Origin of the sequence: Streptomyces sp. P3, from assembly GCF_003032475.1 — a bacterium.
GTDB lineage: Bacteria > Actinomycetota > Actinomycetes > Streptomycetales > Streptomycetaceae > Streptomyces.
The window spans coordinates 8,227,857-8,253,247 of record NZ_CP028369.1; the positions used below are offsets into that span (position 1 = coordinate 8,227,857).

Annotated in this window: 27 protein-coding genes; 20 read left to right on the forward strand and 7 right to left on the reverse strand. The window is 71.2% G+C overall.

The genetic code is table 11. From position 1 onward, the window contains the following. Positions 1-7: 7 nt before the first annotated feature. From C6376_RS36300 to C6376_RS36315, 4 genes are all read left to right on the forward strand, one after another. Positions 8-922 carry an alpha/beta hydrolase gene (locus C6376_RS36300; protein ID WP_107447290.1) on the forward strand — a complete coding sequence of 305 codons (915 nt, stop codon included), beginning with the start codon at positions 8-10 and terminating at the stop codon, positions 920-922. Next, entirely contained in the window at positions 915-1,415 is a 501-nt protein-coding gene (locus C6376_RS36305) for a DoxX family protein (RefSeq protein WP_107447291.1), read from the forward strand. Before C6376_RS36300 ends, C6376_RS36305 begins: the two co-directional genes overlap by 8 nt. Continuing rightward, a complete protein-coding gene (locus C6376_RS36310; RefSeq protein ID WP_254076208.1) occupies positions 1,412-2,242 on the forward strand; it encodes an NAD(P)-dependent oxidoreductase in 831 nt (276 codons plus the stop codon). The genes C6376_RS36305 and C6376_RS36310 overlap by 4 nt, the downstream gene beginning before the upstream one ends. Positions 2,243-2,330: 88 nt before the next feature. Further along, positions 2,331-2,930, forward strand: coding sequence for a TetR/AcrR family transcriptional regulator (locus C6376_RS36315; protein ID WP_107447292.1), 600 nt, complete (start codon positions 2,331-2,333; stop codon positions 2,928-2,930). Here C6376_RS36315 and C6376_RS36320 read toward each other — a convergent pair. Beyond that, complete coding sequence (locus tag C6376_RS36320; protein WP_107447293.1) at positions 2,906-3,760, reverse strand: NAD(P)-dependent oxidoreductase; 855 nt, start codon at positions 3,758-3,760, stop codon at positions 2,906-2,908. The two genes, C6376_RS36315 and C6376_RS36320, sit on opposite strands and share 25 nt — an antisense overlap. After that, positions 3,757-4,134, reverse strand: a complete 378-nt coding sequence (locus C6376_RS36325) for a carboxymuconolactone decarboxylase family protein (RefSeq protein ID WP_107447294.1) — start codon at positions 4,132-4,134, stop codon at positions 3,757-3,759. Before C6376_RS36325 ends, C6376_RS36320 begins: the two co-directional genes overlap by 4 nt. A 279-nt stretch (positions 4,135-4,413) precedes the next feature. Here C6376_RS36325 and C6376_RS36330 point away from each other — a divergent pair, with 279 nt between their 5' ends. From C6376_RS36330 to C6376_RS36350, 5 genes are all read left to right on the forward strand, one after another. Further along, positions 4,414-5,697 (forward strand): aromatic ring-hydroxylating dioxygenase subunit alpha, encoded by a 1,284-nt coding sequence (locus C6376_RS36330; RefSeq protein WP_107447295.1) that lies wholly within the window; start codon positions 4,414-4,416, stop codon positions 5,695-5,697. A gap of 50 nt (positions 5,698-5,747) precedes the next feature. After that, a complete protein-coding gene (locus C6376_RS36335; RefSeq protein ID WP_107447296.1) occupies positions 5,748-6,077 on the forward strand; it encodes a hypothetical protein in 330 nt (109 codons plus the stop codon). After that, positions 6,077-7,351 carry an amidohydrolase family protein gene (locus C6376_RS36340; protein WP_107447297.1) on the forward strand — a complete coding sequence of 425 codons (1,275 nt, stop codon included), beginning with the start codon at positions 6,077-6,079 and terminating at the stop codon, positions 7,349-7,351. The genes C6376_RS36335 and C6376_RS36340 overlap by 1 nt, the downstream gene beginning before the upstream one ends. 93 nt (positions 7,352-7,444) lie before the next feature. Continuing rightward, the gene (locus C6376_RS36345) at positions 7,445-7,648 is read left to right on the forward strand and encodes a hypothetical protein (RefSeq protein WP_107447298.1); all 204 of its coding nucleotides are present in this window, start codon (positions 7,445-7,447) and stop codon (positions 7,646-7,648) included. A 66-nt stretch (positions 7,649-7,714) separates the two neighbouring features. Then, a complete protein-coding gene (locus C6376_RS36350; protein ID WP_107447299.1) occupies positions 7,715-8,266 on the forward strand; it encodes a snapalysin family zinc-dependent metalloprotease in 552 nt (183 codons plus the stop codon). Between the two features lie 520 nt (positions 8,267-8,786). Here the strand turns inward: C6376_RS36350 and C6376_RS36355 are convergent. From C6376_RS36355 to C6376_RS36365, 3 genes are read right to left on the reverse strand one after another with little or no spacing between them, the layout of a single operon-like run. Continuing rightward, positions 8,787-9,521, reverse strand: coding sequence for an alpha/beta hydrolase fold domain-containing protein (locus C6376_RS36355; protein WP_107447300.1), 735 nt, complete (start codon positions 9,519-9,521; stop codon positions 8,787-8,789). Then, positions 9,511-10,230 carry an enoyl-CoA hydratase/isomerase family protein gene (locus C6376_RS36360; protein ID WP_107447301.1) on the reverse strand — a complete coding sequence of 240 codons (720 nt, stop codon included), beginning with the start codon at positions 10,228-10,230 and terminating at the stop codon, positions 9,511-9,513. The genes C6376_RS36355 and C6376_RS36360 overlap by 11 nt, the downstream gene beginning before the upstream one ends. Positions 10,231-10,278: 48 nt before the next feature. After that, on the reverse strand, positions 10,279-11,283 hold the full coding sequence (locus C6376_RS36365; RefSeq protein ID WP_107447302.1) for a ferredoxin--NADP reductase: 1,005 nt from the start codon (positions 11,281-11,283) through the stop codon (positions 10,279-10,281). Positions 11,284-11,347: 64 nt separating this feature from the next. Here C6376_RS36365 and C6376_RS36370 point away from each other — a divergent pair, with 64 nt between their 5' ends. Genes C6376_RS36370 through C6376_RS36400 form a run of 7 tightly spaced genes read left to right on the forward strand, consistent with a single transcriptional unit; the run spans position 11,348 to position 19,531 of the window. Then, complete coding sequence (locus tag C6376_RS36370; RefSeq protein WP_216825650.1) at positions 11,348-12,910, forward strand: AMP-binding protein; 1,563 nt, start codon at positions 11,348-11,350, stop codon at positions 12,908-12,910. A 35-nt stretch (positions 12,911-12,945) separates the two neighbouring features. Then, a complete protein-coding gene (locus C6376_RS36375) occupies positions 12,946-14,124 on the forward strand; it encodes an amidohydrolase family protein (protein ID WP_107447303.1) in 1,179 nt (392 codons plus the stop codon). Further along, complete coding sequence (locus C6376_RS36380; protein WP_107447304.1) at positions 14,121-15,563, forward strand: FadD3 family acyl-CoA ligase; 1,443 nt, start codon at positions 14,121-14,123, stop codon at positions 15,561-15,563. Before C6376_RS36375 ends, C6376_RS36380 begins: the two co-directional genes overlap by 4 nt. Next, a complete protein-coding gene (locus tag C6376_RS36385) occupies positions 15,560-17,137 on the forward strand; it encodes a methylmalonyl-CoA mutase family protein (protein WP_107447305.1) in 1,578 nt (525 codons plus the stop codon). Before C6376_RS36380 ends, C6376_RS36385 begins: the two co-directional genes overlap by 4 nt. Continuing rightward, complete coding sequence (locus C6376_RS36390; protein WP_037678968.1) at positions 17,137-17,538, forward strand: cobalamin B12-binding domain-containing protein; 402 nt, start codon at positions 17,137-17,139, stop codon at positions 17,536-17,538. Before C6376_RS36385 ends, C6376_RS36390 begins: the two co-directional genes overlap by 1 nt. 2 nt (positions 17,539-17,540) lie before the next feature. After that, the gene (locus C6376_RS36395) at positions 17,541-18,497 is read left to right on the forward strand and encodes a TIGR03564 family F420-dependent LLM class oxidoreductase (protein WP_107447306.1); all 957 of its coding nucleotides are present in this window, start codon (positions 17,541-17,543) and stop codon (positions 18,495-18,497) included. Continuing rightward, positions 18,494-19,531, forward strand: a complete 1,038-nt coding sequence (locus tag C6376_RS36400) for a CaiB/BaiF CoA-transferase family protein (RefSeq protein WP_107447307.1) — start codon at positions 18,494-18,496, stop codon at positions 19,529-19,531. The genes C6376_RS36395 and C6376_RS36400 overlap by 4 nt, the downstream gene beginning before the upstream one ends. A gap of 27 nt (positions 19,532-19,558) precedes the next feature. On the opposite strand, the gene C6376_RS36405 is transcribed toward C6376_RS36400, so the two are convergent. Further along, positions 19,559-20,326 (reverse strand): SDR family NAD(P)-dependent oxidoreductase, encoded by a 768-nt coding sequence (locus tag C6376_RS36405; protein ID WP_107447308.1) that lies wholly within the window; start codon positions 20,324-20,326, stop codon positions 19,559-19,561. A gap of 172 nt (positions 20,327-20,498) precedes the next feature. Between C6376_RS36405 and C6376_RS36410 the strand changes: the two genes are divergently transcribed. From C6376_RS36410 to C6376_RS36425, 4 genes are all read left to right on the forward strand, one after another. Beyond that, a complete protein-coding gene (locus tag C6376_RS36410; protein ID WP_107447309.1) occupies positions 20,499-21,260 on the forward strand; it encodes an SDR family NAD(P)-dependent oxidoreductase in 762 nt (253 codons plus the stop codon). A 49-nt stretch (positions 21,261-21,309) separates the two neighbouring features. Next, entirely contained in the window at positions 21,310-21,966 is a 657-nt protein-coding gene (locus tag C6376_RS36415; protein WP_107447310.1) for a TetR/AcrR family transcriptional regulator, read from the forward strand. 71 nt (positions 21,967-22,037) lie between these two features. Further along, entirely contained in the window at positions 22,038-23,363 is a 1,326-nt protein-coding gene (locus C6376_RS36420) for an acyl-CoA dehydrogenase family protein (protein WP_107447311.1), read from the forward strand. Next, the gene (locus C6376_RS36425; protein WP_107447312.1) at positions 23,360-24,424 is read left to right on the forward strand and encodes a phosphotransferase family protein; all 1,065 of its coding nucleotides are present in this window, start codon (positions 23,360-23,362) and stop codon (positions 24,422-24,424) included. The genes C6376_RS36420 and C6376_RS36425 overlap by 4 nt, the downstream gene beginning before the upstream one ends. A gap of 183 nt (positions 24,425-24,607) precedes the next feature. Here the strand turns inward: C6376_RS36425 and C6376_RS36430 are convergent, their stop codons facing one another. Continuing rightward, complete coding sequence (locus C6376_RS36430) at positions 24,608-25,375, reverse strand: SDR family oxidoreductase (RefSeq protein ID WP_107447313.1); 768 nt, start codon at positions 25,373-25,375, stop codon at positions 24,608-24,610. Positions 25,376-25,391 lie beyond the last annotated feature (16 nt).

Consider the following 25,391-nt stretch of genomic DNA (forward strand, 5'->3'; position numbering starts at 1 on the left):
CCGTGGCATGACCTCACTCGAACCCGAACTCACCACTGCCGTACGCCGGCAGGTCGTCGATGTGCGCGGCGTCCCCGCCTCCGCACTGGTGGCCGAGGTGCCGCGACCGCAGGCCGTGATCGTGGCCCTGCACGGTGGCGCCACCACCTCGGCCTACTTCGACCACCCCGGGCACCCGAGGCTCTCCCTGCTGCGCACCGCCGCCGCGGCCGGCTTCACCGTCCTCGCCCCGGACCGCCCCGGTTACGGCAGTTCCGCCGGGCACGAGGACCATATGCGCATGCCCGATCAGCGCACCGACTTCGCGTACGGGGCCGTCGAGGCGCTGCTGAAGGACCGTGCACGCGGTGTGGGCGTGTTCCTGTGGGCGCACTCGGCGGGCTCCGAACTCGCGCTGCGCATGGCAAGCGCCCCGCGGGCCGGGGAACTGCTCGGCGTGGAACTGGCCGGAATGGGCCGGGTGCACCACCCCCGGGCCGTGCGGGCGATGGAGGAGTGGCGGAGCGACCCGACCCGCACCCGGCCCAGCCTGCGCCAGGCGCTGTGGTACCCGCCGCAGGCCTACCCGCCCGATGTACACGGCGGACAGCGCATCGGCGCGGCCTCGCCCGCCTACGAGGGACACCGGGAGGGCTGGCAGGAGGACCTGATGCGGCTGGCGGCGCGCGTCGAAGTGCCGGTCCACGTCACCCTCGCTGAGCACGAACAGGTGTGGATCAACGGGCCGGAGGGCCTGTCGGACCTCGCCTCGCTGTTCACCGGCTCACCTCGCGTGGTGCTCCACGAACAGGCGGGGGCGGGCCACAACACCAGCGTCGGGCGGACCGCCCTCGCATACCACCTGCACGTCCTGGCCTTCGTCGAGGAGTGCGCGCTCGGCGTGCCCGCGCTACCCGCGGAACGGGGACGGCGCGATGGGTGAGGCCTTCGACGCCGCGCTGCTGGTGGTCCGGCTCGTGCTGGGCGCGGTCATGGTGGCGCACGGCTGGAACCACTGGCGGGGCGGGGGCGGCATCACCGGCACCGCGCGCTGGTTCGCCGGCCTGGGGCTGACCCGGCCGCGCCTGCAGGCGTGGCTCAGTGTGGTCACCGAGATCGGCGCGGGCGCCCTCCTGGTGCTCGGACTGCTCACGCCGCTGGCCTGCGCGGCGGTGCTGTCGGTCATGCTGGTCGCAGGGCTGCTCGCCCACCGGCCGCACGGGTTCTTCGTGTTCAAGGAAGGCTGGGAGTACGTCCTCGTCCTGGCCGTGCTCTCCCTCGCGCTCGGCGCCTGGGGTCCGGGGGAGTACGCGGTGGACACGGCGGCCGGCACCGCGGTCACGGGGTGGGCGGGCGCCGGCGTCGTACTGGGACTGGGCGTGGTGGCGACCGCCGGACTGCTCGCTGCGTTCTGGCGCCCCCGGAGGACTGCATGAGCAGACCTTCGCTGCGCGTGGGATTCATCGGACTGGGCAGGCAGGGCGCGCCCATGGCACGCCGCATCATCGCCGCCGGACACGAGACGACCCTGTGGGCCCGCAGACCCGCCACGCTGATTCCGTTCGCGGACAGTGGTGCCAAGATGGTCTCCTCGCCCGCCGAACTGGCCATGACCAGCGACCTGGTGTGCCTGTGCGTCGTCGATGACGCCGATGTCGAGCAGGTGGTCACCGGACCGGACGGGGTTCTCGCCGGGCTGCGCCGGGGCGGAGTGATCGCCGTCCATTCGACGGTGCACCCCGACACCTGCCGCCGCCTGGAGACGTCGGCCCGCACGTGCGGCGTCTCTCTCGTGGACGCGCCGGTCAGCGGGGGCGGCCGGGCGGCCGACCAGGGCTCCCTGGTCGTCATGGCGGGCGGGGACCTGCAGGTCTTCGCCTACTGCCGCCCGGTGTTCGCCACCTACGGCGACCCCGTCGTCCACCTCGGCCCGACCGGCTCCGGCCAGTTGGCGAAGATCCTCAACAACCTGCTGTTCACGGCCCACCTGGGGCTCGCCGCGGACGTGCTCGGGCTGGGGACCACCCTCGGTCTCGACCGAGCGGCGCTGAGCCGCGTGCTGTCACGCTCCAGCGCGGCCAGCTTCGCGCTGGACCGGGTCGCCGATGCCGGCGGCGGCCTGGACCGCATCGCTTCCCACGCGGGGAGCCTGCTCGCCAAGGACGTGCGCCTCTTCGCCGAGATCGCGGACAGGGCCGGCGTGCGCGAGGGGGCGGTACTCCGGGGGGCCGCCCTGGCCGCTCTCGCCGCGATGGGACGGTGAGGGGAAGAAGACGAACGCACTCTCGCCCCCGGGCCGCGCCCGTGCGTACTGTGTGCGAGCACCTCTCCACCGCAGGAAGGGGCAGGACATGGTGTCTGACCGGCGTGAGCAGATTCTGGAGGCCGCGCTTGAGGTCATGGCCGCCCACGGCTTCAGGGGCACCTCGATCGACGCGGTGGCCGAGCGGGCCGGCCTTACGCGTCAGGGCGTCCTGCACTACTTCCCCAGCAAGAAGCGGTTACTGCTGGAGATCCTCAGTTTCCGTGAGGAGCTCGCGCGGGCAAACCTGGCAGGACGGCGGGTCGGCGAGGACTGGGCCGCCGACTTCGCCGAGACCGTCGCCTTCGAACAGAGCCGTCCGTCGCTCGCCACCGTGTACAGCGTGGTGCTGGCCGAGGCCGTCACCGGCCAGGAACCCGCCGCCGGTTTCGTCCGGCAGCGGTGCCGCTCCGTGCAGGACCACCTGGTCGAGAGCCTGATCGAACGGTACGGGGAGCGTCTGCCCAGCGGGCTGAGCGCGCCGACCGCCGCGGCCGCCGTGCTGGCGCTGATCGAAGGCGTCCACCAGCTCTGGCTCGTGGACCCGGAGGCGGAGCGCTATCCGCAGATCGTCCGGGAGGCCATGGCGGTGCTCCTCGGCACCGGCACGACTGCCACGGAGGGTCAGTCCCCTGCGACGAAGGGGTAGATGCGGGTGAAGTCGGCGTCGGGTTCCGCGGCGGCGAACGCCTCCCACACCGAGCCCGTCACCGTCCCCATGGTCCGGGCGCCGCTCAGCCGCCGTACCTCTTCCAGGTACAGCCGCACGTCCTTGACCATCAGCGCGTTGCTGAACCCCGAGGCGTAGCGGCCGGTGAGCACCTCGCTGGGGAACTTGTCCGCACTGGCTCCGCTGCGTCCGCTGGAGGCGTTGAGCACCTCCAGCATGACGGCCGGGTCCAGCCCGGCGGCCCGCCCGAAGGCTACGGCCTCGCTGGTCGCCACGAGCGCGGTCGCAGAGAGGAAGTTGTTGGCCAGCTTCAGCGCCTGCGCCTGCCCGGGCCGTTCACCGACTCTGCGCCGCCGGTCGCTGAGACCGGCCAGGACCGGCTCCACCCGGGCGCAGTCCTCGTCCGTCCCGGCGTACATGACCATCAGGGTGCGCCGACGCGCCCCTGCCACCCCGCCCGACACGGGCGCGTCCACGTACGCCAGCCCCATCGCGGACAGCAGGCGGGCGGCCGCCACCCCCACTGTGGACGTGTCCACGACGTGGGTGACCTGCCGGTCCCGAGCGGCACCGAGGTCCCGTACCACCTCCTGGCAGACCTCTCCGTCCGGCAGGCTGAGCACCACGGTTGCCGCTGCCCGCGCCACGTCCGCCGGGCTCGGCGCCCAACGGGCCCCCAGTGGGGTCCGCGCAGGACCGGCGGCGTCGTACGCCACCACCTCGAACCCGGCCCGGACCAGGTTCGACGCCAGCACGCCACCCATGGCGCCCAGCCCGACGCAGCCGACCACGGCCGGACGGCCCTTCACTCCCCCTCCCGGGCGCCGCGGACCTCGCGGACGGCGGTGCGGGCGGAGTTCCCGGGCGGGGGGCCGCAGTAGGCGGCGATCTGGAACAGCAGTTCGTCGACCTCGGCGTCGGTGACCCTTGCGCGCGGCCCGGCACCGAGGTGAAGACGGAACTCGTCCATCCGCCCGAGCGCAGCGGACATGGCCGGCACCAGCAGGCTGCGGTCGCGGTGACTCAAGGGCCCGCCGCGCGCCCACGCGCCCCACGCCATGGATACCAAGTAGTCATGGAACTCGGCGGGTACGGGATCGCCCGGAGGCAGACGTGTGCCGTCGTCGCCGAGAACCTCCGCCCGAGCCGCGCCCGCGGCCCGCCGCCATTCGCCGTCGTACATCCGCGCCCTCCTTCTCCGACCCGGCGCGGGGCAGGGCCTGACCGTGATGAGCTGATCCGTCCTCGGGGCCTCGTCCGGAACACGAGGGCGGCTGGGCGTGGACGCGGCCGTCCAGGACCGTCGCCATCGAGGCCGTCCGGGACGCCACCACCGTAGCGACCCGCCAGAATGACATCAACATACGCGACAGCAGTCGTTAGGCAGATTCGGAAACGCTATTCTCCATTACCGAGACTGTTGTTATCGTGGCCGGGTCACCCTGAGTGGAGGTTCCGACCCATGGCGCACTTCCCCAAGCCCTCCGAGGGCAGTTGGACCGAGCACTTCAAGATCGACACCGGTCCCGTCTCCTACGCGGACTCGATCTCGCCGGAGTTCTACGAGCTGGAACGGGACGCCATCTTCCGCCGGACCTGGCTGAACGTCGGGCGCGTCGAGCAACTCCCGCGCAAGGGAAGCTACTTCACCAAAGAGCTGGACGCCGCGCGGGCGTCCGTCGTCGTGGTCCGCGGCACGGACGGCGAGGTGCGCGCCTTCCACAACGTGTGCCGCCACCGCGGCAACAAGCTCGTGTGGGACGACTACCCGCGCGAGGAGACCAAGGGCACCTGCCGGGCCTTCACCTGCAAGTACCACGCCTGGCGCTACGACCTGGAGGGCAAGCTCATCTTCGTCCAGCAGGAGTCGGAGTTCTTCGGCATCGACACGTCGAAGTACGGGCTGATGCAGGTACAGACGGAGGTGTGGGAGGGGTTCATCTTCGTCAACCTCGACCCGGAGAACACCACGCCCCTCAAGACCTACCTCGGCAAGTTCGCCCAGGGCATCGACGGCTACCCGTTCCACAAACTGACCCAGGTGCACAAGTACCGCGCCGAGATCGGCAGCAACTGGAAGCTGTTCATCGACGCGTTCGCCGAGTTCTACCACGCGCCGATCCTCCATGCCGGCCAGTACGAGTCCGGCGAGGCCGCCAAGATCAAGAAGTACGGCTACGAGGCGCTGTCGTACGACATAGACGGCCCGCACAGCATGGTCTCCTCGTGGGGCGGTATCGCGCCCCCCAAGGAGAAGGCCATGGTCAAGCCCATCGAACGAGTGCTGCGCAGCGGCCTGTTCGGGCCGTGGGACGCCCCCGACATCGGCATGACGACCGAGGAGCTGCCGCCGGCGATCAACCCGACGCGCAACGAGGTCTGGGGCATGGACTCGTTCGTGTTCTTCCCGAACTTCATGCTGCTGATCTGGCGGCCCAACTGGGTGCTGACGTACCACTACTGGCCGACGTCGTACAACACCCACATTTTCGAGGGGACCTGCTACTTCGTTCCGCCGGAGAACGGCTTCCAGCGGCTCCAGCAGGAACTCGCCGCCGTGACCTTCAAGGAGTACGGCCTCCAGGACGGCAACACCCTGGAAGCGACCCAGACGATGCTGGAGTCGCGGACGGTGGACCAGTTCCCGCTCTGCGACCAGGAGGTCCTGCTCCGCCATCTGCACACCACCACGCAGAACTACGTGCGCGAGCACCAGCTGCGCAACGCCGAGGCGCCCGTCTCCTGAGACGCCCACCGCCCGAAGACGCACGCCGAACAGACACGGAGACCTTGGACATGGGCAACGTCTTTCCCCCCGACTTCGCCGCGCTGGAGCCCTTCGCGGACTGGGCGGTCCGCGGTGAGCGGGCCCGCTACGCCAAACGCGTCAGCAGCACCATGGAGGAGCTCCAGGCCTTCTACGACGTGGCGTATCCGCTGCTCCAGCAGCACACCGAGTACCTGGAGAACCTCAGCCTCGACGGCATCAGCGACGAGGACAAGCGCCTGCTGTGGGCGTTCTGCGCCCTGGTGACCGTCGCCTTCCCGGTGGAGGCCTGGGGCCAGCCGCGCGTCCCGGACAGCGGTCCGTCCAGCATCGACGCCGTCGTCGAACCCGCCGTGTGATGACCGCTCCGGAACGGACCCGGGACACAGCCCAGTCGCCGCCCGTGCTGCTGAGGGCGGCGCGCCTGCTGGACGTCGACAAGGGCGAGATCGTCGAGCCGGGGCAGGTGCTGGTGGTGGGCGAGCGCATCGCCGAGATCCAGCCCTCCCGGCTGCCCCAGAGCACCGTCGTCCGGGACCTCGGCGACGTCACCCTGCTGCCGGGCCTGATGGACATGGAGGTCAACCTCTTCCTCGGCGGCCCCGACCACCGCAGTCCGCTGATCCCCGTCCAGGAGGACCCGGCCGTACGGACCCTGCGGGCCGCCGCCAACGCCCGCCGCACCCTGAGCCGCGGCTACACCACCGTGCGCAACCTCGGCCTGTTCGTGCAGACCGGGGGAGTGCTGCTGGACGTCGCGCTGAAGAAGGCGATCGACCTGGGCTGGGTCGAGGGCCCGAGGGTGGTGCCCGCCGGGCACGCGATCGCCCCGACCGGCGGGCACCTGGATCCGACCATGTTCCAGGCATTCGCGCCGGGCGTGCTCCCGCTCACCGTGGAGGAGGGCATCGCCAACGGGGTGGCGGAGGTGCGCAAGGCGGTGCGCCACCAGATCAAGTACGGGGCACGGGTCATCAAGGTGTGCGCCTCCAACGGCGTCATGTCGCACACCGGCCCCGCCGGTGCGCAGCAATACTCCGACGAGGAACTGTGCGCCATCGTCGACGAGGCACACCGCGCGGGGCTGAAGGTCGCCGCGCACTGCATGGGCGACACGGCGATCCGGGCCGCCCTGGAGGCCGGCATCGACTGCATCGAGCACGGCTTCCTGGCCAGTGACGCCACCCTCGACCTGATGATCGAGCGCGGCACCTTCCTGGTGGCCACCACCTCGCTCACCGAGGGCATGGACACCGCGCACGCGGACCCGGCGCTCCGGGCGAAGGCCGCCGATGTCTTCCCACGTGCCCGCGAGTCCACCGCCCGCGCGATCCGGCGCGGGGTCAAGGTCGCCCTCGGCACCGACGCCCCCGCCATTCCGCACGGCAAGGGCGTCATGGAACTCCTCGCCCTCGCCGACCGGGGCATGCGACCGGTCGACGCCCTGCGCGCCGCGACCACCGTCGCCGCCGAACTGATCGACGCCGACGACCGGGGCCGAATCGCCCCCGGACTCCTCGCCGACGTCATCGCCGTGCCCGGCGACCCGCTCACCGACCTGTCCGTCACCGGGAAGGTGTGCTTCGTCATGAAGGGTGGCCGGGTGTACCGCGACGACACAGCGGGCTCCTGACCCCGCCGAAACCACCGGGCCGGCTCCGCACGGGAAGCCGAGGAGGGGACCGCGCGGCACCGTCGAGGCATCGCGCGCCCACAAAGGACCGTGATGTACGACTACGCCGCCGCGGGCGCCGTGGCCGAGAGCGGCGTGCCGGCCGGACGGCTCTCGAGTCATCAGGTCCTCGTGCTGCTCGTCGAGGCGGGCGGCGCCGACCGGTGCCCGTACCTGCGGATCACGCGCTGGACGGGCGGGCCCGAGAATTACGCGGCGCTGGTGCAGCACCTGCGCGAGAACGACTACCCCAACTGAGAGCGCGTCAGGCAGGTCCGGCACTGGCGTGCGTTCACATCCGTCAATGCAATGGAGGCGAATTCCGTGGCCCGAAGACTGAACCTGTTATCGACCGCGGTCCTCACATGTGGCGCCCTGTTGGGTGTCAGCACACCGGCCGGCGCGGCCGAACCCGCCCCGGAGGTCATCTCGATCGACCTGCTGCTGGCCGGCTCCTATACCGACGCGGCCCGCGAGGCGATCGCGATCTGGAACAAAGCCGTCCCGACGATCAAGCTCGTCGAGCAGGACACTCCGGCGGCGCTGCGGGTCATGGAGTACAAGACGGCCAGGGGTGTCCAATCCCACGTCAACATCAAAGGCGCGGGACGCGGCTGGGTGTACCTGGAGGTCGGGGACGCCCAGTTGTACAAGCCTTCCCGCATCGTCGTCCACGAACTGGGTCACATTCTGTCGATTCCCGACCTGGGCCCGGGCAGCCCCTGCTCCAAGGTGATGTCGGGCGCCTGGGGAGGAGCGGACTGCGTCAACGATCAGCCAGACGCGAGTGAGAAGACCGCTGTCAGGGACTTCTTCGCCGCCAACGATGTCGGTGACCGGGTCCCGTGGTGGGGGTCAGGACTCGCTGCACGGTAGGTGTGGTTGTCGCCGGGCCGCCAACGACGGCCCGGCTCTCCCTCGCCGGCGTCGGGGCTGGAGACCGTTCACCTCCCTGACGGTTCCGGTTCCACGGGCCCCGTCATGCCGGACAGCTGCTGCGTGCCGTCGGCGTGGCGGCATGACTGGACCGTCCGCACGTCGGTGTCTGGCTGCGCGAACTCCGTTGTCTGGTGGTGCGGTTCCGTCCCGACGCTCCGTCCGGCGCCCACCGAAACCTGGCCACCCGGCCTCCCAGGTCCGCACCGCGCGCGGCTGCTTACCCTCCGGACCCGCCGGCCAGCCCGGCCTACGACGCGATGGCCTTCCGCAAGTCGCGCGCTGACCTGGAACGGCCCGACATCGTGGTCCTGCTGGGTCCGTCGCCGCCCTCTCCGGCCCACCTCCGAGGGGTCACCGGCCATCATCTCGCCCGCTCGGCGCTCGACAGCGGCTATTGCGGCATCCATGCCGTCAGCGCGTGCTCGACGGGCCGCGAAGGCGTGGCGCGCCGCGGAGTTCATCCGCGACGCGGCACGACCGCCCCGTCCGGGCACCAGGCCCGCAGGAACTGCGCCGTCGCCTCCAGCTGCCGTAGGCCCTGCGCGGCGGAGTCCTCGTGGATCCGCATGTCCACCGCGACGCCGGAGTGCGCCGCCCGGGTCGCGAAGGACAGCGTGTCGTCGAGCAGCACCTCCGTGCCGGCCGCGTGCAGTTGCAGCGGCGGCAGGCCGTGGAGATTGCCGTGCAGCGGACTGAGCAGCGGATGGTCGCGCGGAATCGTCCCCGCGTACGTGGCCGCCCGGACCGGCAGCGCTTCCGCGTCCACGGTGCGGTCGGCGGCTGCGTTGAGCAGCAGGCTGGGCGAGTCCAGCGTGAAGTCCAGTACCGGTGAGGAGAGCACCGCGCAGGTCGGCAGCGTCGCGCCCGCGTCGCGCAGCCGCAGCAGTAGGCCGGCGGCGAGGGCCCCGCCGAGCCGTTTGCCCGCCACCGTCGCCGGACCGCCGGCGTGGCAGTGCTCCCAAGCCGCCCACACGTCCTCCAAGGCCTGCGGGAAGCGAGGCCGGTAGCGGGCGCAGACGACCGCGTACCCGGTGAGCCGGGCCAGTTCCCGGGCGGTCGGCAGTGCGTCCTGCGGAGTGCCCGCGAGCCGCGGATCGCCATGCAGATACAGCACCGTCTGTGCCACGGCCCTGCCCTCGGGGCGGACCTCCGGCCCGAACGGCCCCTCGTCGACGCGTACTTCACTTACCACGGGACATCACCTTCTCCGCTGCTTCCCAGTGCTCCTCGGACACCCACAGCCGGGCGAATGCCTCGGCGGCCTCGCGTGCAGGACGGGTCCGGGTGGTGAGGTTCTTGATCTCGCGGGCCTGCGGGGTGGCGAGGGAGTGGGCCACCTCCCGCCAGCGGTCGGCGAACTGCGTGCGGGGCAGGACCAGATCGACCAGCCCGAGCCGCTCGGCCTCGGCAGCCTCCAGGACCCGCCCGGTGCCGGCCAGCAGCAGTGCCCGACCGGGCCCCACCAGTCGCGCCAGCCGCTCGGCACCGCCCCATGCGGGCACGATGGCGAGCTTGGTCTGGTTGAACCCGATCCGGATGTCGTCGGCGGCGACGCGGATGTCGGCAGCCACCGCGACCTCGGCGCCGCCGCCCAGCGCGTGCCCGTTGAGCGCTGCCACCACCGGTCCGGGGAACGCGGCGATCCGGTCGCACAGCGCCCGCATCCGCAGCGCCATGTCCGAAGCCTCGCCCTCGGTGCGGAGCCGAGCGAGTTCCTTCAGGTCGCCGCCGGAGACGAACGCCTTCTCGCCCGACCCGGTCACCGCCAGGGCCCGCGCGCCCTCAGCCGCTTCCAGCGCCTTTTCCAGCTCGCCCATGGTGTGCGGGTCGATGGCGTTGCGGGCGTGCGGACGATCGATGGTGACGACCGCCAGGCCGTCCTCCAGCTCCAGCTCAACCATGTGCGGCCTTCCGGTCGTCGGGCGGATGCGGATGCGGATGCTGCCGGGTCAGTCCTCGTACACGACGGTCACGTCGGGGGTCGTCGGCTCGGCCTGGCAGGTGAGCACATGGCCCTCGGCGACCTCGTCGGCGTCCAGGGCGTTGTTCACCTGCATCTTGGCCTCGCCGTCGGTCAGCCGGGCCATGCAGGTGGCGCAGTCCCCGGATTCGCAGGAGAACGGCGGCGTGAAGCCGGCCCGGCGGGCGCTCTGCAGCAGCGTCTCGCCGGGCCGTTGCGGCACGGTACGACGCTCACCGCGCAGGTCGACGGTGACGGTCCCGGCGACGGGCTCCGAAGGCCCGGCGGGCGCCTCCTCGGCCGCCTCCACGGGTGCCGTCGGGGTGAACCGCTCGACCAGGATCCGCTCGGGAGCGATCCGGTGGGCGGTCAGGGTCTGCTCGACCAGGGCCATGAACGGCTCCGGCCCGCAGACGTAGAAGTCCGCCCCCTCGTCGGCCAGGGCCCGTATCTCCGCCGGGGTGACCAGCCCGTCCCGGTCGTCGAAGTGATGGCGCAGGTCCAGCCGGCCGGGGTGACGCGCGGCGAGGGCGTCCAGCGCCTGGTGGAAGATGGCCGCCCCGGCGCTCTGATGTGCGGTCAGCAGTCCGACGTCACGGCGAGTCGTCGCCAGCGTGCTCTTGACCAGCGAGAACACCGGAGTGATGCCGCTGCCGCCGGCGTACGCGACGAGAGGCCGGTCGCCGGCGTCCCCGCGCAGGCAGAACGAACCGCCGGGCAGGGTGGCCTCCAGCGAGTCGCCGGGCCTCAGCTGCTCGTGCATCCAGCCGGAGACCAGCCCGCCCGGCACGCGCTTGACCGTGACACACACCTCCCCGTCTGTGTCGGGCGAGGACGACATCGAGTAGCTCCGCAGTGTCCCGCACACCTTGAAGGTCAGGAACTGCCCGGCCCGGTAGGGGAAGCGCGCGTCGAGGGCGAAGGTGCGGGTGTCCGGTGTCTCGTCGACGACCCGGGTGATCCGCACCGGATGGAAGCCATGGTCCCGTGCCATGTATGGAACTTACCTTCTCGATATGGGAGAGTGCAATTCTCCAAACGAGGGAGGAGTATCTGTCATGACGGCGATTCCCCCCGGCGCCCTGCGGTCGATCCCGCCCGGACTCGCGGCGCGCTACGAGGCCGAGGGCTGGTGGACCAGGGAGACCCTGGGCGACCTGCTGGCGGCCCGGTTGGGCAAGTCCGGGGACGTGGAGTTCCGCGTGCACTCCGAGGTGCGGCCCTGGCAGGGCACGTTCGCCGACGTGGAGCGTACGGCGCGGCGGCTGGCCGCAGGTCTGCGGGCGCGTGGAGTCGGCCCGGGCGACGTGGTGGTCATGCAGCTGCCCAACTGGATGGAGGCGGCGGCCGTGTTCTGGGCCTCGGCCTTCCTCGGTGCCGTCATCGTCCCGGTGGTCCACTTCTACGGGCCCAAGGAGGTCCGCTACATCGTCGAGGCCACCCGCCCGAAGGCCTTCTTCGCCGCCGAGCGCTTCGGGCGGACGGAGTTCCGACCGGACCTGTGTGCCGAGGTGCCGGTCGTCGGCGTCGTCGGGCGGGACTTCGACGAGCTGCTCGCCGACGAGTCGCTGGCCGGTGTCCTGCCGGTGGACCCGGACACCCACGCCCTCGTCGCCTTCACCTCCGGCACCACCCGGGACCCCAAGGGCGTCATCCACAGCCACCGCACCCTCGGCTATGAAACCCGGCAGCTGGCCGCGAGCTATCCCCCGGACCGGGGACGGCAGTTCACGGTGGCGCCGGTCGGCCACTTCATCGGCATGATCAACGCGTTTCTCATCCCGGTCCTCGACGGCACCCCGGTCAACCTCGGCGACTCCTGGGACCCGGCCCGGGCGCTCGCCCTCATGCGGGACGAGGGTCTCACCGTCGGCGGCGGTGCGACGTACTACATGACCAGTCTGCTCGACCACCCCGACTGCACCGAGGAACACGTCGCGCGGCTGAAGTACGCCGGACTGGGGGGCGCCTCCATCGCCTCCGCCGTGACGAACCGGCTGGAGTCCCTCGGCGTCACCGTCTTCCGGGCCTACGGCTCCACCGAGCACCCTTCGGTGACCTGCACCCCGTACGACGGCCCCGCCGCCAAACGCCTGCACACCGACGGCCTCCCGTTGCCCGGTGCGGAGGTCCGGCTCGCCGAGGACGGTGAGATCCTCACTCGCGGTCCCGACCTCTGCCTCGGATACACCGACACGGAGCTCACCGCCGCCGCCTTCGACGCCGACGGCTGGTACCGCACCGGCGATATAGGCGTGCTCGACGCCGACGGCTGGCTGACCGTCACCGACCGCAAGGCCGACGTCATCATCCGGGGCGGGGAGAACATCAGCGCCCTGGAGGTCGAGGAGGTCCTGCTGGGGCTGGACGGTGTGGCGGAGGCGGCCGTGGTGGCCGTGCCGGACCCGCGACTGGGGGAGCGGGCCGCCGCCGTCCTGCGCATGCTGCCCGGCTGGTCGGCGCCGAGCCTCGACGAGGTGCGCCTGCACTTCGGCCGCGCGGGCTTGGCCCGGCAGAAGTGGCCCGAGATGGTCCACAAGGTCGAGGACTTCCCGCGCACCCCGAGCGGCAAGGTGAAGAAGTTCGTCCTTCGCAAGCACATTGCCACTCCCACGATGTGAGAATACGATTCTCGCAAACGGTGAAGGAGGATCTCATGCCCTCTCGTGAACTCGCGTATCCGCTGTTCGACGCGGACAACCACCTCTACGAGACGCAGGAAGCGCTCACCAAGTACCTCCCTGAGGAGTACCAGGGCGCCATCCAGTACGTGAACGTCGACGGTCGCACCAAGATCGCGATACGCGGGCAGATCAGCGAGTACATCCCGAACCCCACCTTCGAAGTCGTCGCCCGCCCCGGCGCGATGGAGGAGTACTTCCGGGTCGGCAACCCCGACGGCAAGACCCGCCGGGAGATCTTCGGCGAGCCCATGCGCTCCATCCCGGCCTTCCGTGAACCGGCGCCACGTCTTCAGCTGATGGACGAGCTCGGCATCCAGCGCAGCCTGATGTTCCCGACGCTGGCGAGCCTCATCGAGGAGCGCATGAAGGACGACCCGGAGCTGATCCACGTCGTCGTCCACTCCCTCAACCAGTGGTTGCACGACACCTGGGGCTTCACCTACAAGGACCGCATCTTCACCGTCCCCGTCATCACCCTCCCGATCGTCGACAAGGCGATCGAGGAGCTGAACTGGGTCGTGGAACGCGGCGCCCGCGCCATCCTCATCCGCCCCGCACCGGTCCCCGGCTTCGGCGGCACCCGGTCCTTCGCGCTGCCCGAGTTCGACCCGTTCTGGAAGCGGGTGGTGGAGACCGGCGTGCTGGTCGCCCTCCACTCCTCCGACAGCGGTTACTCGAACTACGCCAACGACTGGGAGGGCCAGCGACGCGAGTTTCTGCCCTTCAAGCCCAACGCCTTCCGGCAGGTCAACGAGTGGCGGCCGATCGAGGACGCCGTCTCCTCGCTGATCTGCCACGGCGCGCTGTCCCGTTTCCCCGAGCTGAAGGTCGCTGTCATCGAGAACGGCGCCTCGTGGGTGGAACCGCTGCTCAGCCGGCTCGCGGACGTCCACAAGAAGATGCCCCACGAGTTCCGGGAGAACCCGGTGGATGTCTTCAAGCGGCACATCCACATCAGCCCGTTCTGGGAGGAGGACATGGCCGAGCTCGGAAACCTCATCGGTATCGAGCGGGTCCTGTTCGGCTCCGACTACCCCCACCCCGAGGGCCTCGCCGACCCCGTCACCTACGTCGACCACCTCCCGAAGCTGTCCGAGGAGGACAAGGCCAGGGTCATGGGCGGCAATCTGGCCCGGCTGATCGACGCATGACCACCGCCCGCACCATCCCCGAACTGGTGCTGAGCACGGCCGACCGGTTCGGCGACGCCGAGGCGGTCGTGGACGGCGAACTGCGCCTCACCTTCCGCGACCTGGCCGACCGGGTCCGCCGCACCGCAGGGGCGTTCGCCTCGGCGGGCGTCGGCCCGGGCGACCGGGTGGCCCTGTGGGCGCCCAACTCGGCCGAGTGGATCGTCGCCGCCTTCGGACTGCTCACGGCCGGCGGGGTGCTGGTGCCGGTGAACACCCGCTTCCTCGACGAGGAGGCCCACGACATCGTCGTACGCAGCGGCGCCAAGGCGCTGCTCGTCCAGAACGGTTTCCTGGAACGGGAGTTCACCGGCCCGCCCGGCGTTCCGGTCATCGACCTGAAAGCCTCCGGTTTCCTCGACTCCGGCGATCCTCTTGACCCCAAGGCCGACGAGGACGACCTGGCGGACATCGTCTTCACCTCCGGTACCACAGGGCGGCCCAAGGGCGTGATGACGACGCACGGCCAGACCCTGCGCCTGTACACGGAGTGGTGCGATCTCGCCCAGCTCCGGCAGGGCGACCGGTACCTGATCGTCAACCCGTTCTTCCACATCTTCGGCTACAAGGCGGGCCTGGTTGCGTCGATGATCCGGGGCGCGACCGTCCTCCCGGTGGCCGTCTTCGACGTGGACCGGGTGCTGGACCTCGTGGAGAAGGAGCGGGTGACCGTCCTGCCGGGACCGCCGACCCTGTACCACGCCCTGCTGGAGGCCGGCGCGGGCCGCGACCTGTCCTCCCTGCGGGTCGCGGTGACCGGTGCGGCGGACATCCCGGTCGAGCTGGTCCGGCGCATCACCACCGAACTGCCGTTCACGCACCTCATGACTGGCTACGGCCTCACCGAGGCCGGCACCGTCACCGCGTCCCGGCCCGGGGACCCCTACGAGGCTGTCGCCACCACCGTGGGCAGACCGTGCGAGGGCTTCGAGGTGCACGTCGCCGAGGACCAGGAGGTGCTCGTGCGCGGCTACTCCGTCATGCGCGGCTACCTCGACGACCCCGAGGCCACCGCCGAGGCCGTGGGCGCCGATGGCTGGCTGCACACCGGCGACCTCGGTGCACTGGACGCCGAGGGCCGCCTGCGGATCGTCGGCCGCAAGAAGGACATGTTCGTCGTCGGCGGCTTCAACGCCTACCCCGCCGAGATCGAGGGCTTTCTGCTGAGGCACCCGGCGGTCGCCCAGGCCGCTGTCATCGGCGTGCCCGACGAGCGGCTCGGCCAGGTCGGCAAGGCCTTCGTCGTCCCGCGCACCGAATTCGCCGGGATCACGGAGGCCGAGCTGATCGCCTGGGCGCGCGAGCGGATGGCCGGCTTCAAGGTGCCCCGCCACGTCGAGTTCCGCACGCAGCTGCCGCTGAACGCCACCGGAAAGGTGATGAAGGACCAACTGACATGACCCAGGACTTCCGCACTCCCTCCGGCATCCCACTCAACCCGGTGTACGGCCCCGGGGACCGCCGCGCCGAACCCCCCGACCCAGGCACGTTCCCCTTCACGCGCGGCAACTATCCCACCGGCTACCGGGGCCGCACCTGGACCCTGCGCCAGTACTCCGGCTTCGGCACCGCCGAGGAGTCCAACCGCCGCTACCGCTACCTCCTCGACCAGGGCGGCACGGGCCTGTCGGTGGCGCTCGACCTGCCCACCCAGTGCGGCTACGACTCCGACGACCCGGAGTACGCCGACGAGGTCGGCCGGGTCGGGGTCGCGCTGGACACCCTCGCCGACGCCGAGATCCTCTTCGACGCCCTTCCGCTGGACCGGATCAGCACCAGCTTCACCATCAACGGCACAGCGGCGATCCTGCTCGCCTTCTACGTCGCCGCGGCCGAGAAGCGCGGTATCCCCCGTGCGAAGCTCACCGGCACCATCCAGAACGACATCCTCAAGGAGTACGCCTCCCGCGGCACCTGGATCTGGCCCCCGGAGCCCTCGCTGAGGCTCATCGCGGACACCATCGAGTTCTGTGCCGCGCAGGTGCCCCGCTTCAACGCGATCTCCGTCGCGGGCGCGCACTTCCGCGACGCCGGCGCCAACGCCGTACAGGAGATGGCGTTCACCCTCGCCGACGGCGTCACGTACTGCGAGACCGTCCTGGAACGCGGCCGGATGACTATCGACCAGTTCGCCCCGCAGGTCTCCTTCTTCTTCTACACGCACGGCGACTTCTTCGAGGAGGTCGCCAAGTACCGTGCGGGGCGCAGGCGCTGGGCGACCATCGTGCGCGAGCGGTTCGGTGCGACCACCGACAAGGCGTGCATGTTCCGCTTCGGCGTCGTGGCCGGCGGAGCCTCCCTCTACGCCCCGCAGGCCCGCAACAACACCGTGCGCGTCGCCTACGAGGCCCTCGCCTCGGTGCTGGGTGGGGTGCAGTCGATGTTCACCGCGGCCTGGGACGAGCCGTTCGCCCTGCCGAGTGAGGAGTCCACGACGCTCGCCCTGCGCACCCAGCAGGTGCTCGCGCACGAGACGGGCGTGACGAAGGTCGCCGACCCGCTGGGAGGTTCGTACTTCGTGGAGGCCCTCACCGACGCCACCGAGGAGCGGATCGTCGAGATCATGGCCGATCTGGAAGCGCACGGCGGCATGGTGCGCTGCATCGAGGACGGCTACCTCCAAGGGCTGATCGCCGACGAGGCGTGGCGGCTGCACCAGGAGACCGCCTCCGGCGAGCGGCCCGTCGTGGGCGTCAACCGGTTCACCGTGGACGAGCCCCCGCCCGACCTCGCCACCTACGAACTTGACGCCGAGGGCCGAGAGCGCCAGCTCAAGCGGCTCGCACGGGTCAAGGCCGAGCGCAGCGCGGCTGAGGTGCGCGCCCGCCTCGACGATCTGCGGCGCGCCGCCGAAGGAGACACGAACCTGATGGATCCGCTCGTCGCGTGCGCGGGCGCCTACTGCACGGTCGGCGAGATGGCCGACGCTCTGCGCGCGGTGTGGGGCGAGTTCCGGCAGCCGGTGGTGTTCTGATGACCACACCTGTGCGCGTTCTCGTCGCCAAGCCCGGGCTCGACGGACATGACCGTGGCGCCAAACTGGTCGCCCGCGGGCTGCGTGACGCCGGCTTCGAGGTGGTGTTCACCGGCATCCGGCACCGCGTGGACGACATCGCCGCCACAGCCGTGCAGGAGGACGTCGCCCTGGTCGGCCTGTCCATCCTTTCCGGCGCCCATCTCGCCCTCACCCGCCGCACGGTCCAGGCGCTGCGCGCCGCAGGCGGCGACGACATCCCCGTCGTGGTCGGCGGCACCATCCCGGCCTCGGACGTGGCGCGGCTGCGGGAGGCCGGAGCCGCCGGGGTGTACCCCACGGGCACCCCGCTCGACGCGATCGTCGCGGACATCCGCGTCCTGACAGCCCCGGAGGACTAGCCATGCGAGTCGGAGTGATGAGCGGCCCCGAACGGGGCGACGCCGCGCACAAGGCGGCCCGCATGGTCGACGACGCCCGCTGGGCGGAGGAGGTCGGCTTCGACACCGTGTGGGTGCCACAGGTACCGACCGACTTCGACGCCTTGACCGCCATCGCCCTCATGGGCCAGGCCACCGAGCGCGTCGAACTGGGCACGGCCGTCGTCCCCGTCCACGCCCAGCACCCCATCGCGCTGGCCCGTCAGGCCGTGTCCACGCAGGCTGCGGCGGGCGGACGGCTCACGCTCGGCGTCGGTGCCTCCCACCACTGGATCGTCCGCGACATGCTGGGCCTGCCGTACGAGAAGCCCGCGGCGTACACCCGCGCCTACCTGGCGGTACTCAACTCGGCGCTGTCCGGGGGTGGTTCGGTGGACGTCGAGAACGACTTCTTCCGCGTCCACAACCCGCTCACCATCGCTCCGGTCGCCCCCCTGCCGGTCCTGATGGCCGCGCTGGGCCCGGTGATGCTGCGCATCGCGGGGGAGTACACCGACGGCACGGTCCTGTGGATGGCGGACGAGCGGTCGGTCGCCGAGCACGTCGTCCCGACGATCACCAAGGCTGCCGAGACCGCGGGCCGTCCGGCACCCCGCATCGTCGCGGGAATTCCGGTGTGTCTGTGCGCACCGCACGAGGTCGACGCCGCGCGCGAGCGCGCCAATCGCATCCTCGGCGAGGCCGAGGTGTCCCCCAACTACCAGCGCCTGCTGGAGTACGGCGACGCCCGCGACGTCGGCGACCTGTGCGCGGCGGGTGACGAGGCGGCCATCAGGGCCCGCTTCCGGCGCTTCGCCGACGCGGGCGTGACCGACCTGTCCGTCCGCCTGTTGCCCATTGGCAGCGGCCGCGACGAACTCGTCGCCTCCAAGCTGCGCACCCGTGACGCCGTCGCCGCGATCGCGGCGGATCTGCGGTGAACGGCCCGCTGGCCGGCCTGCGCGTGCTGGAGGTCGGCCACATCCTGGCCGGCCCGTACGCCACCATGCTGCTCGCCGACCTGGGCGCCCGGGTCACCAAGGTCGAACCGCCCGGCGGCGACCTGTCCCGGCAGGTCTCCGAGGCCTACTTCGCCAGCCTCAACCGGAACAAGCGCTCGGTCCGCGTGGACCTGAGCGCCCCCGCCGGCCAGGACCGCCTGCACGAGCTGGTGCGCGACGCCGACGCCCTGCTGGTCAACCTCAAGCCGTCCGCCATCGAGCGCTTCGGCCTGACCTACGAGGCCCTGAAGCCCTACAACGAGCGCCTGGTGTGCGTGGCCCTCACCGGCTGGGGCATGGACGCGGGCGACATGCCCGCCTTCGACTACGTCGTTCAGGCCGCCACCGGCATCGCGGCCATGACGGGCGACCCGGACGGCCCGCCCGCGCTGCCCGGCTACTCCTCGGTCGACAACTCGGCCGGAATGGCGGCCGCGCTGGGCCTGCTGGCCCAGATCGTCTCCGGACGCGGCGGCCAGATCGAGGTGTCGCTGCGCGACGTGATGCTCTCGCAGCTGAACTACCACGCCGCGGCCTGGCTCAACGACGGCAAGGCTCCGCGCCGCCTGGGAGGCGCCCACGCCCACTACGTCCCCGCCCAGCTCTTCCCCACCGCCGAGGGACACCTGGCCCTCTTCATCACCCACGACGGCTTCTGGCGCTCCTTCGCCGCGGAGGCCGGCATCGAGGGCTACTTGACGATGGCCGAGCGCGCGGCCCGCCGCGAAGAAGTGGTGGCCGCGGTGACGAAGGCGCTGGCCGCCGACTTCGCGGTGAGCTGGGAACGCCGGCTGCGCCCGCTCGGCGTTCCCGCCGCCGCCGTACGCACGCTGCCCCAGGCACTCGTCGAATTTCCCGACGCGGTCGTGCGGGCCGGCGAACGCCGCCTGGTCGCAAGCCCGTTCCGGATCGCCGGGCACCAGCCGTCGTACGGCCCGCCGCCTCGCCTCGGGGAGCACGACGACACGGCTTAGAAGCCGCCCGGGCTCAGGGGGGGGCCGCTACGGCATCCCGCCGTCCACCCGCAGCGTCGCCCCACTGGTGTACGACGAGGCGTCCGACATCAGGTACAGAGCGGCGCCCACCACTTCGTCGGGGGCGCCGACACGTTGCAGCGCGTGCGGGCGCACCCCCTCGGCGAGCTGCTCGGGGTTCTCCTGCCAGCCCCGGGTGGCCCACGTGGCGAACGGGCCGCACATCAGCGTGTTGACCCGCACCGTCGGCCCGAGCGCCTGTGCCAGACCCACGGTCACCGCGTTCAGCCCGGCCTTGGCGGCCGCGTACGGCACGATCGCCGGGCGCGGCCGGATCGAACCGGTGGAGCTGACGTTGACGATCGCACCGCCGCCGGCCTCAGCCATGCGCTTCCCGGCCAGCACGGACAGGCGGAAGGGACCCTTGAGGTTGAGGCCCAGCACCGAGTCGAACATCTTCTCCGTGACCTCGCCCAGATCCTCGTACACGGGGGACATGCCCGCGTTGTTGACCAGTACGTCGATCCTGCCGAACCGCTCGTGGACCGCGTCGACCAGACCGGGCAGTTCGTCCCAGCGGCCCACGTGTACGGCGTACGGCAGTGCCGCACGCCCTGTCTCCTTCTGGATCTCCGCACTCACCGCGGCGCAGGCGTCGTATGTCCGGCTGGCGACGACGACGTCGGCTCCGCAGCGTGCCGCCGCGAACGCCATGGCGCGTCCGAGCCCCCGGCTGCCGCCGGTGACGAGGACCACCCGGCCGGTCAGGTCGAACAGCGCGTCTACGTACCCCATCCCATTCCCGTCCTGTTGAAGTGCCCGAAGCCGCCCGTTCCCTGGCGCACTCCTGCGAGATTAGTATTCTCGTCATCGTAGAACAGTATTCCCGCATTGTGATGATGGGCGTTCGCGGAAAGTTCAGGCACTCGCCTGCTCAGGGGCGTCCAGGAGAGCGGAGGCGGACATCGTGCGAGGTCTGAAGGACAAGGTCGTCCTGGTAGCGGGTGCGGCCACCGGGCTGGGTGCCGCCTCGGCGCGCAGGCTGGCGTGGGAAGGAGCCAGGGTCGTCGTCGGCGATCTGAACGCGGACGGGGCCGAGGAGACCGCCGACGCCATCCGCGCCGGGGGCGGCGAGGCGGTCGCGGTGGAGTTCGACATCTCCGACGACACCTCGGTCGGGCACCTGGTCGAGGCCACGCTGCGAACCTACGGCGGTCTGGACGCCGTGCACGTCAACGCCGGGGACATGGGCGCGGTCCAGAAGGACACCGATGTCGTCGACATGGACCTCGCGATCTGGGACCGCACCGTCGCCGTCAACCTGCGCGGTCACATGCTGGTCTCCCGTCACGCCGTGCCCGCGCTCCTCGCCCGCGGCGGAGGCGCGATCGTCTACACCTCCTCCATCGCCTCGTTCACGGGTGACGCCAAGCGGCCGGCGTACGCCGCGACCAAGGCGGGCATCAACGCGCTCACCCGCCACGTGGCCTCGCGCTGGGGACGGGACGGCATTCGGGCCAACGCGGTCGCACCGGGACTCGTCCTGACCGCCGACATCGAACGGGGCGCACCCCCGGAGATGTTGCGGAGCATGCTCGCCCGGACCCGCAGCACACGTCATGGCCGGGCCGAGGACATCGCAGGCATGGTGGCCTACCTGCTCTCCGACGAAGGCGAATGGATCAACGGGCAGGTCGTGAACGTCGACGGCGGGACGGTCCTTCGCTGACGCTGCTGGCCTGCGCTCCGATCGCCCACTTCCCGGACGGTGAGCGCCTATGAAATCCGAGACCAACTCATCCCCGCCGGTCCGACCGGCTGCGCCCGGCCGAGTTGGGGAGCCGGAAGAAGCCACCGGTGACGAGGCTGCTCTGGCGCTGCTGGACGCGGGGCTGGCGCTCATGGTGGCGGCCCCGGGGCGGCGCCCGCGCGTGGCCGACATCGTGGCCGCGGCCGGTCTGTCCAACGACGCCTTCTACCGCTTCTTCGCAAGCAAGGACGCCCTGGTCGAGGCCATCGTCGAGCGGGGCGCACGCACGGTCGTCGGCTATGTGCGCCACCGGATGGCGCGGGCGTCCGACGGTGGACCGGAGGCCAGGTTGCGCGCCGGGATCGAGGCGGCGCTGCGGCAGGCCTCCGCCGAGGATCTGGCCCGGCAGACCCGGGCCGTCCTGTCCAACGCCACCGGCCACACGCCCCGAGCCGCGCACGTCACCGTCGCTCTCGTGGACGCCCTCGCCGCGCTGTTCGCGCAGCCCGCGGCCGAGTTGGGTGCGGGTGATCCGATGCGTGCCGCCCGCACCACGGCGGGTGGGGTCGTCGCGGCCTTGCAGTACTGGTCGTTCACTGAAGAGGCGCCCGGGCGCGTCGAGACCGAGCACCTGGTCGGCTTCCTCCTTGCAGGCGTGCGAGCCCCCGACTGCCGTCGGCGGTAAGGGTGATAGCTGTACGCGAGAATGGCATTCTGCTAAGTTCAGAATCGTATTCTGATGGAGGTGGGTGCGTCATGTGGGACTTCAGTACCGATGCCGCGTTCCAGGAGAAGCTGGACTGGGCCGCGGCGTTCGTCCGTGAGGAGATCGAGCCGCTCGACGTGCTGTTCCCGGGCAACGCCGAGCCGTACGACCGGGGCAGCGAGGTCTTCCGTGAAGTCGTCCGGCCGCTTCAGCGGCGGGTGCGGGACCAGGGGCTGTGGGCCGCCCACCTGCCGCCGTCGCTGGGCGGCATGGGTATGGGTCAGGTCAACCTCGGCCTGCTGAACGAGATCCTGGGCCGTTCGGGCTGGGCCCCGATGGTGTTCGGCACCCAGGCCCCCGACTCGGGCAACGCGGAGATCCTCGCCCACTACGCCACCGAGGAGCAGCGAAAGGAGTACCTGGAGCCGCTGCTCGACGGACGGATCGTCTCGACCTTCGCGATGACCGAGCCCACCGGCGGCGCCGACCCGGGCGGTTTCACCTGCCGCGCGGTCCGTGACGGCGACCAGTGGGTGATCGACGGCGAAAAGTGGTTCGCCTCCAACTACCCCCACGCCGCCTTCGTCATCGCCATGGTGATCACCGACCCGGACGTGCCCGTGCACAAAGGCGCGTCCATGATCCTGGTCCCGGCCGGCACCCCGGGCATGGAGATGGTGCGCGGCACGGGCCTGGCCGGCGAGCCGCTCGGCCAGGGCGTCCACGCCTACCTGCGGTTCACCGGCTGCCGCGTACCGGCCGAGAACCTGCTCGGCGAGCCCGGCTCCGGCTTCCTGATCGCGCAGACCCGGCTCGGCGGTGGCCGGTTGCACCACGCCATGCGGTCGGTCGGCCAGTGCCGGCGTGCCCTGGAGATGATGACCGAGCGGATCGCCTCCCGCCGCACCCGGGGCGGCCCGCTCGCCGACCAGCAGTCCGTGCGCCACCAACTGGCCGACACCTGGATCCAGATCGAGCAGTTCCGCCTCCAGGTCCTGCACGCCGCCTGGCACATGGACCGGGCGAACGCCACGGGCGACCCGGCGGACGCCCGCAGCGCCCGGCTCCACGTCTCCGGGGTGAAGGTCGCCACGCCCAAGGTGCTCGTCGACGTCGCCTACCGCGCCCTGCACCTGCACGGCGCGCTCGGCGTCTCCAACGAGCTGCCGCTGGCCAGGATGTGGCAGGCCGGTCCCACCCTCGGTGTCGCCGACGGCCCCACCGAGGCACACCAGGACGTCGTCGCCCGGCTGTTGCTGAAGGAAGCGGTCCCGGCGGACGACCCGCTGTTCGGCTCGGAACATCTGCCCACCCGGCTGGCCGCGGCCCGCGCGAAGTACGCGGACCGCCTGAACGAGACGACGGTGACCCGGTGACCTCGCAGAAGGAAAGCACCGCCGACGACACCACGCCCGACCTCGACCGTCTCAACGCCTGGCCCGGCCTCGCCGACCTTCCCGGTGACGGCCCCGTCACCGCCCTCGACACCCTCACCGGCGGCGCCCAGAACCTCCTGTTCACCCTCCGCCGGGCGGACGGCACCGAACTCGTCCTGCGCCGCCCCGGCCGCCACCTCCGGTCCGGCGCGTCCGACGCCTTCCGGCGGGAGAGCCGCGTCCTGACGGCTCTCGCCGACACCGACGTACCCCATCCGCGCCTGTACGCGAGCGTGCAGGATGATGCGGTGCTGGGCGCACCATTCTCCGTCCTGGAGAAGATCGACGGCTTCATGCCCCGGGGGCAGCTGCCCGGCCAATACGCGCAGGACGCCGGGTGGCGGCGCTCGGTCGCCTTCGCCCTCGTCGACGGCGCCGCGCGCCTCGCCGCCGTGGATCCGTCCGCGCACGGCCTGGCCGACCTCGGCAGGCCGGAGGGCTGGCTGGAGCGGCAGACCCCCAAGTACCTGAGGATGCTGCACGGCTACCGCACGGAGCCCGCCTACCGCGAGACTGAGAACCCGCAGGTGGACCCCGTCGCCGACTGGCTCGCCGCGCACACCCCGAAGCAGGGCGCGACCGGGATCGTCCACGGCGACCTGCAGTTCGCCAACGTCATGTTCGCCCACGACGCCCCGCGCCTCGCCGCCATCGTCGACTGGGAGATGGCCTCCCTCGGCGACCCCCTCCTCGACCTGGCCTGGATCCTCACCGCCTGGCGCGAGAAGGACGACCCGCCCGGCAGCGACCCTCAGTTCCAGCCTTGGGACGGAATGCCCGGCCGTGCCGAACTCGTCGCGCACTACGCCGAGTCGACCGGCCGGGACGTCTCCGCCTTCCGCTGGTACCAGGTTCTGGCCTGCTTCCGCCTGGCCGCCCTTCTGGAGGGCAGCTACGCCCGCGCCCTCGCCGGGAAGATGAACCGCGAGCTGGGCGACGGGCTGCATGCCTACGCGGGATGGCTGTGGGCCAAGGCCCGCCAGGAAATGGAGCGTGACTGAGTCCTGAAGGTCTCAGATGCCGTTCACCGGCTGGTGGTACGTCCGGCCGCCGACCGTCGTGGTGGGCGTGCCGGCGGCCTGTACGGCCCTGCCTCGCCGTCCTGCACCCCGGTGGTGATGCCGACCGGGGGCACCCAGGGCGGCGAGGCCCTGGCGCTGCAACGCTGAGACCTGCGTGGGAGGCTATCTCGGTGGGAACCTCAACGCCCCGTCCAGGCGGACCACTTCACCGTTGAGGTAGTCGTTCTCGCACAGGTGCTGGACCAGTGCGGCGTACTCCTCCGGGCGTCCCATGCGCCGCGGATGCGGCACCTTGGGGCCCCAGTGCGCCTCCAGACGGTCGGCTGCCTTTCCGTACGCGGGAGTGAGGACGGTGCCCGGGGCGACGGAGACCACACGGATGCCAAGGGGCGACAGGTCCCGGGCGGCGACCAGCGTCATGGCACTCACCCCTCCTTTCGCGGCGGCGTACGGCAGTTGGCCGATCTGGCCCTCGTACGCGGCGATGGACGACGTCGTGACGATCACGCCGCGCCCGCCGTCCTCGTCGTGGGGGGTGGTGCGTGCGAGTGCCGCCGCGGCCATGCGCATGACGTTGAAGACGCCGGTCAGATAGATGTCGACGGTGGCGCGGAAGCCGGCGAGATCCAGGGGTGAGCCGTCCTTGCCGACGAGCCGGCCGCCGCTCGCCGGACCGCCGTGACAGTCGACGGCGATCCTCAACTCGCCCGCCTGCTCGGCTGCCGCCACCGCGGTCGCCACCGAGTCCTCGTCCGTGGCGTCGGTGCGGACATATCGCACGCCGAGCTCCTCGGCCAGGGCCTTGCCCTTGTCGTCGGCGAGGTCGGCGATCACCACCCGGGCGCCCGCCGCGTGCAGTCGCCGTACCGTGGCCTCACCGAGGCCGCCCGTGCCTCCGACCACCAGGGCCGCCGAATCCTCGATCCGCACGTCATTCCCCTCTCTT

What these genes read in the sequence shown, in the direction of transcription:
- C6376_RS36300 (WP_107447290.1), top strand. Translation starts at nt 8, where the DNA reads ATGACCTCACTCGAACCCGAACTCACCACTGCCGTACGCCGGCAGGTC.
- C6376_RS36305 (WP_107447291.1), top strand. Translation starts at nt 915, where the DNA reads ATGGGTGAGGCCTTCGACGCCGCGCTGCTGGTGGTCCGGCTCGTGCTG.
- C6376_RS36310 (WP_254076208.1), top strand. Translation starts at nt 1,412, where the DNA reads ATGAGCAGACCTTCGCTGCGCGTGGGATTCATCGGACTGGGCAGGCAG.
- C6376_RS36315 (WP_107447292.1), top strand. Translation starts at nt 2,331, where the DNA reads ATGGTGTCTGACCGGCGTGAGCAGATTCTGGAGGCCGCGCTTGAGGTC.
- C6376_RS36325 (WP_107447294.1), bottom strand. Translation starts at nt 4,134, where the DNA reads ATGTACGACGGCGAATGGCGGCGGGCCGCGGGCGCGGCTCGGGCGGAG.
- C6376_RS36330 (WP_107447295.1), top strand. Translation starts at nt 4,414, where the DNA reads ATGGCGCACTTCCCCAAGCCCTCCGAGGGCAGTTGGACCGAGCACTTC.
- C6376_RS36335 (WP_107447296.1), top strand. Translation starts at nt 5,748, where the DNA reads ATGGGCAACGTCTTTCCCCCCGACTTCGCCGCGCTGGAGCCCTTCGCG.
- C6376_RS36340 (WP_107447297.1), top strand. Translation starts at nt 6,077, where the DNA reads ATGACCGCTCCGGAACGGACCCGGGACACAGCCCAGTCGCCGCCCGTG.
- C6376_RS36345 (WP_107447298.1), top strand. Translation starts at nt 7,445, where the DNA reads ATGTACGACTACGCCGCCGCGGGCGCCGTGGCCGAGAGCGGCGTGCCG.
- C6376_RS36360 (WP_107447301.1), bottom strand. Translation starts at nt 10,230, where the DNA reads ATGGTTGAGCTGGAGCTGGAGGACGGCCTGGCGGTCGTCACCATCGAT.
- C6376_RS36365 (WP_107447302.1), bottom strand. Translation starts at nt 11,283, where the DNA reads ATGGCACGGGACCATGGCTTCCATCCGGTGCGGATCACCCGGGTCGTC.
- C6376_RS36370 (WP_216825650.1), top strand. Translation starts at nt 11,348, where the DNA reads ATGACGGCGATTCCCCCCGGCGCCCTGCGGTCGATCCCGCCCGGACTC.
- C6376_RS36375 (WP_107447303.1), top strand. Translation starts at nt 12,946, where the DNA reads ATGCCCTCTCGTGAACTCGCGTATCCGCTGTTCGACGCGGACAACCAC.
- C6376_RS36380 (WP_107447304.1), top strand. Translation starts at nt 14,121, where the DNA reads ATGACCACCGCCCGCACCATCCCCGAACTGGTGCTGAGCACGGCCGAC.
- C6376_RS36385 (WP_107447305.1), top strand. Translation starts at nt 15,560, where the DNA reads ATGACCCAGGACTTCCGCACTCCCTCCGGCATCCCACTCAACCCGGTG.
- C6376_RS36390 (WP_037678968.1), top strand. Translation starts at nt 17,137, where the DNA reads ATGACCACACCTGTGCGCGTTCTCGTCGCCAAGCCCGGGCTCGACGGA.
- C6376_RS36395 (WP_107447306.1), top strand. Translation starts at nt 17,541, where the DNA reads ATGCGAGTCGGAGTGATGAGCGGCCCCGAACGGGGCGACGCCGCGCAC.
- C6376_RS36405 (WP_107447308.1), bottom strand. Translation starts at nt 20,326, where the DNA reads ATGGGGTACGTAGACGCGCTGTTCGACCTGACCGGCCGGGTGGTCCTC.
- C6376_RS36415 (WP_107447310.1), top strand. Translation starts at nt 21,310, where the DNA reads ATGAAATCCGAGACCAACTCATCCCCGCCGGTCCGACCGGCTGCGCCC.
- C6376_RS36420 (WP_107447311.1), top strand. Translation starts at nt 22,038, where the DNA reads ATGTGGGACTTCAGTACCGATGCCGCGTTCCAGGAGAAGCTGGACTGG.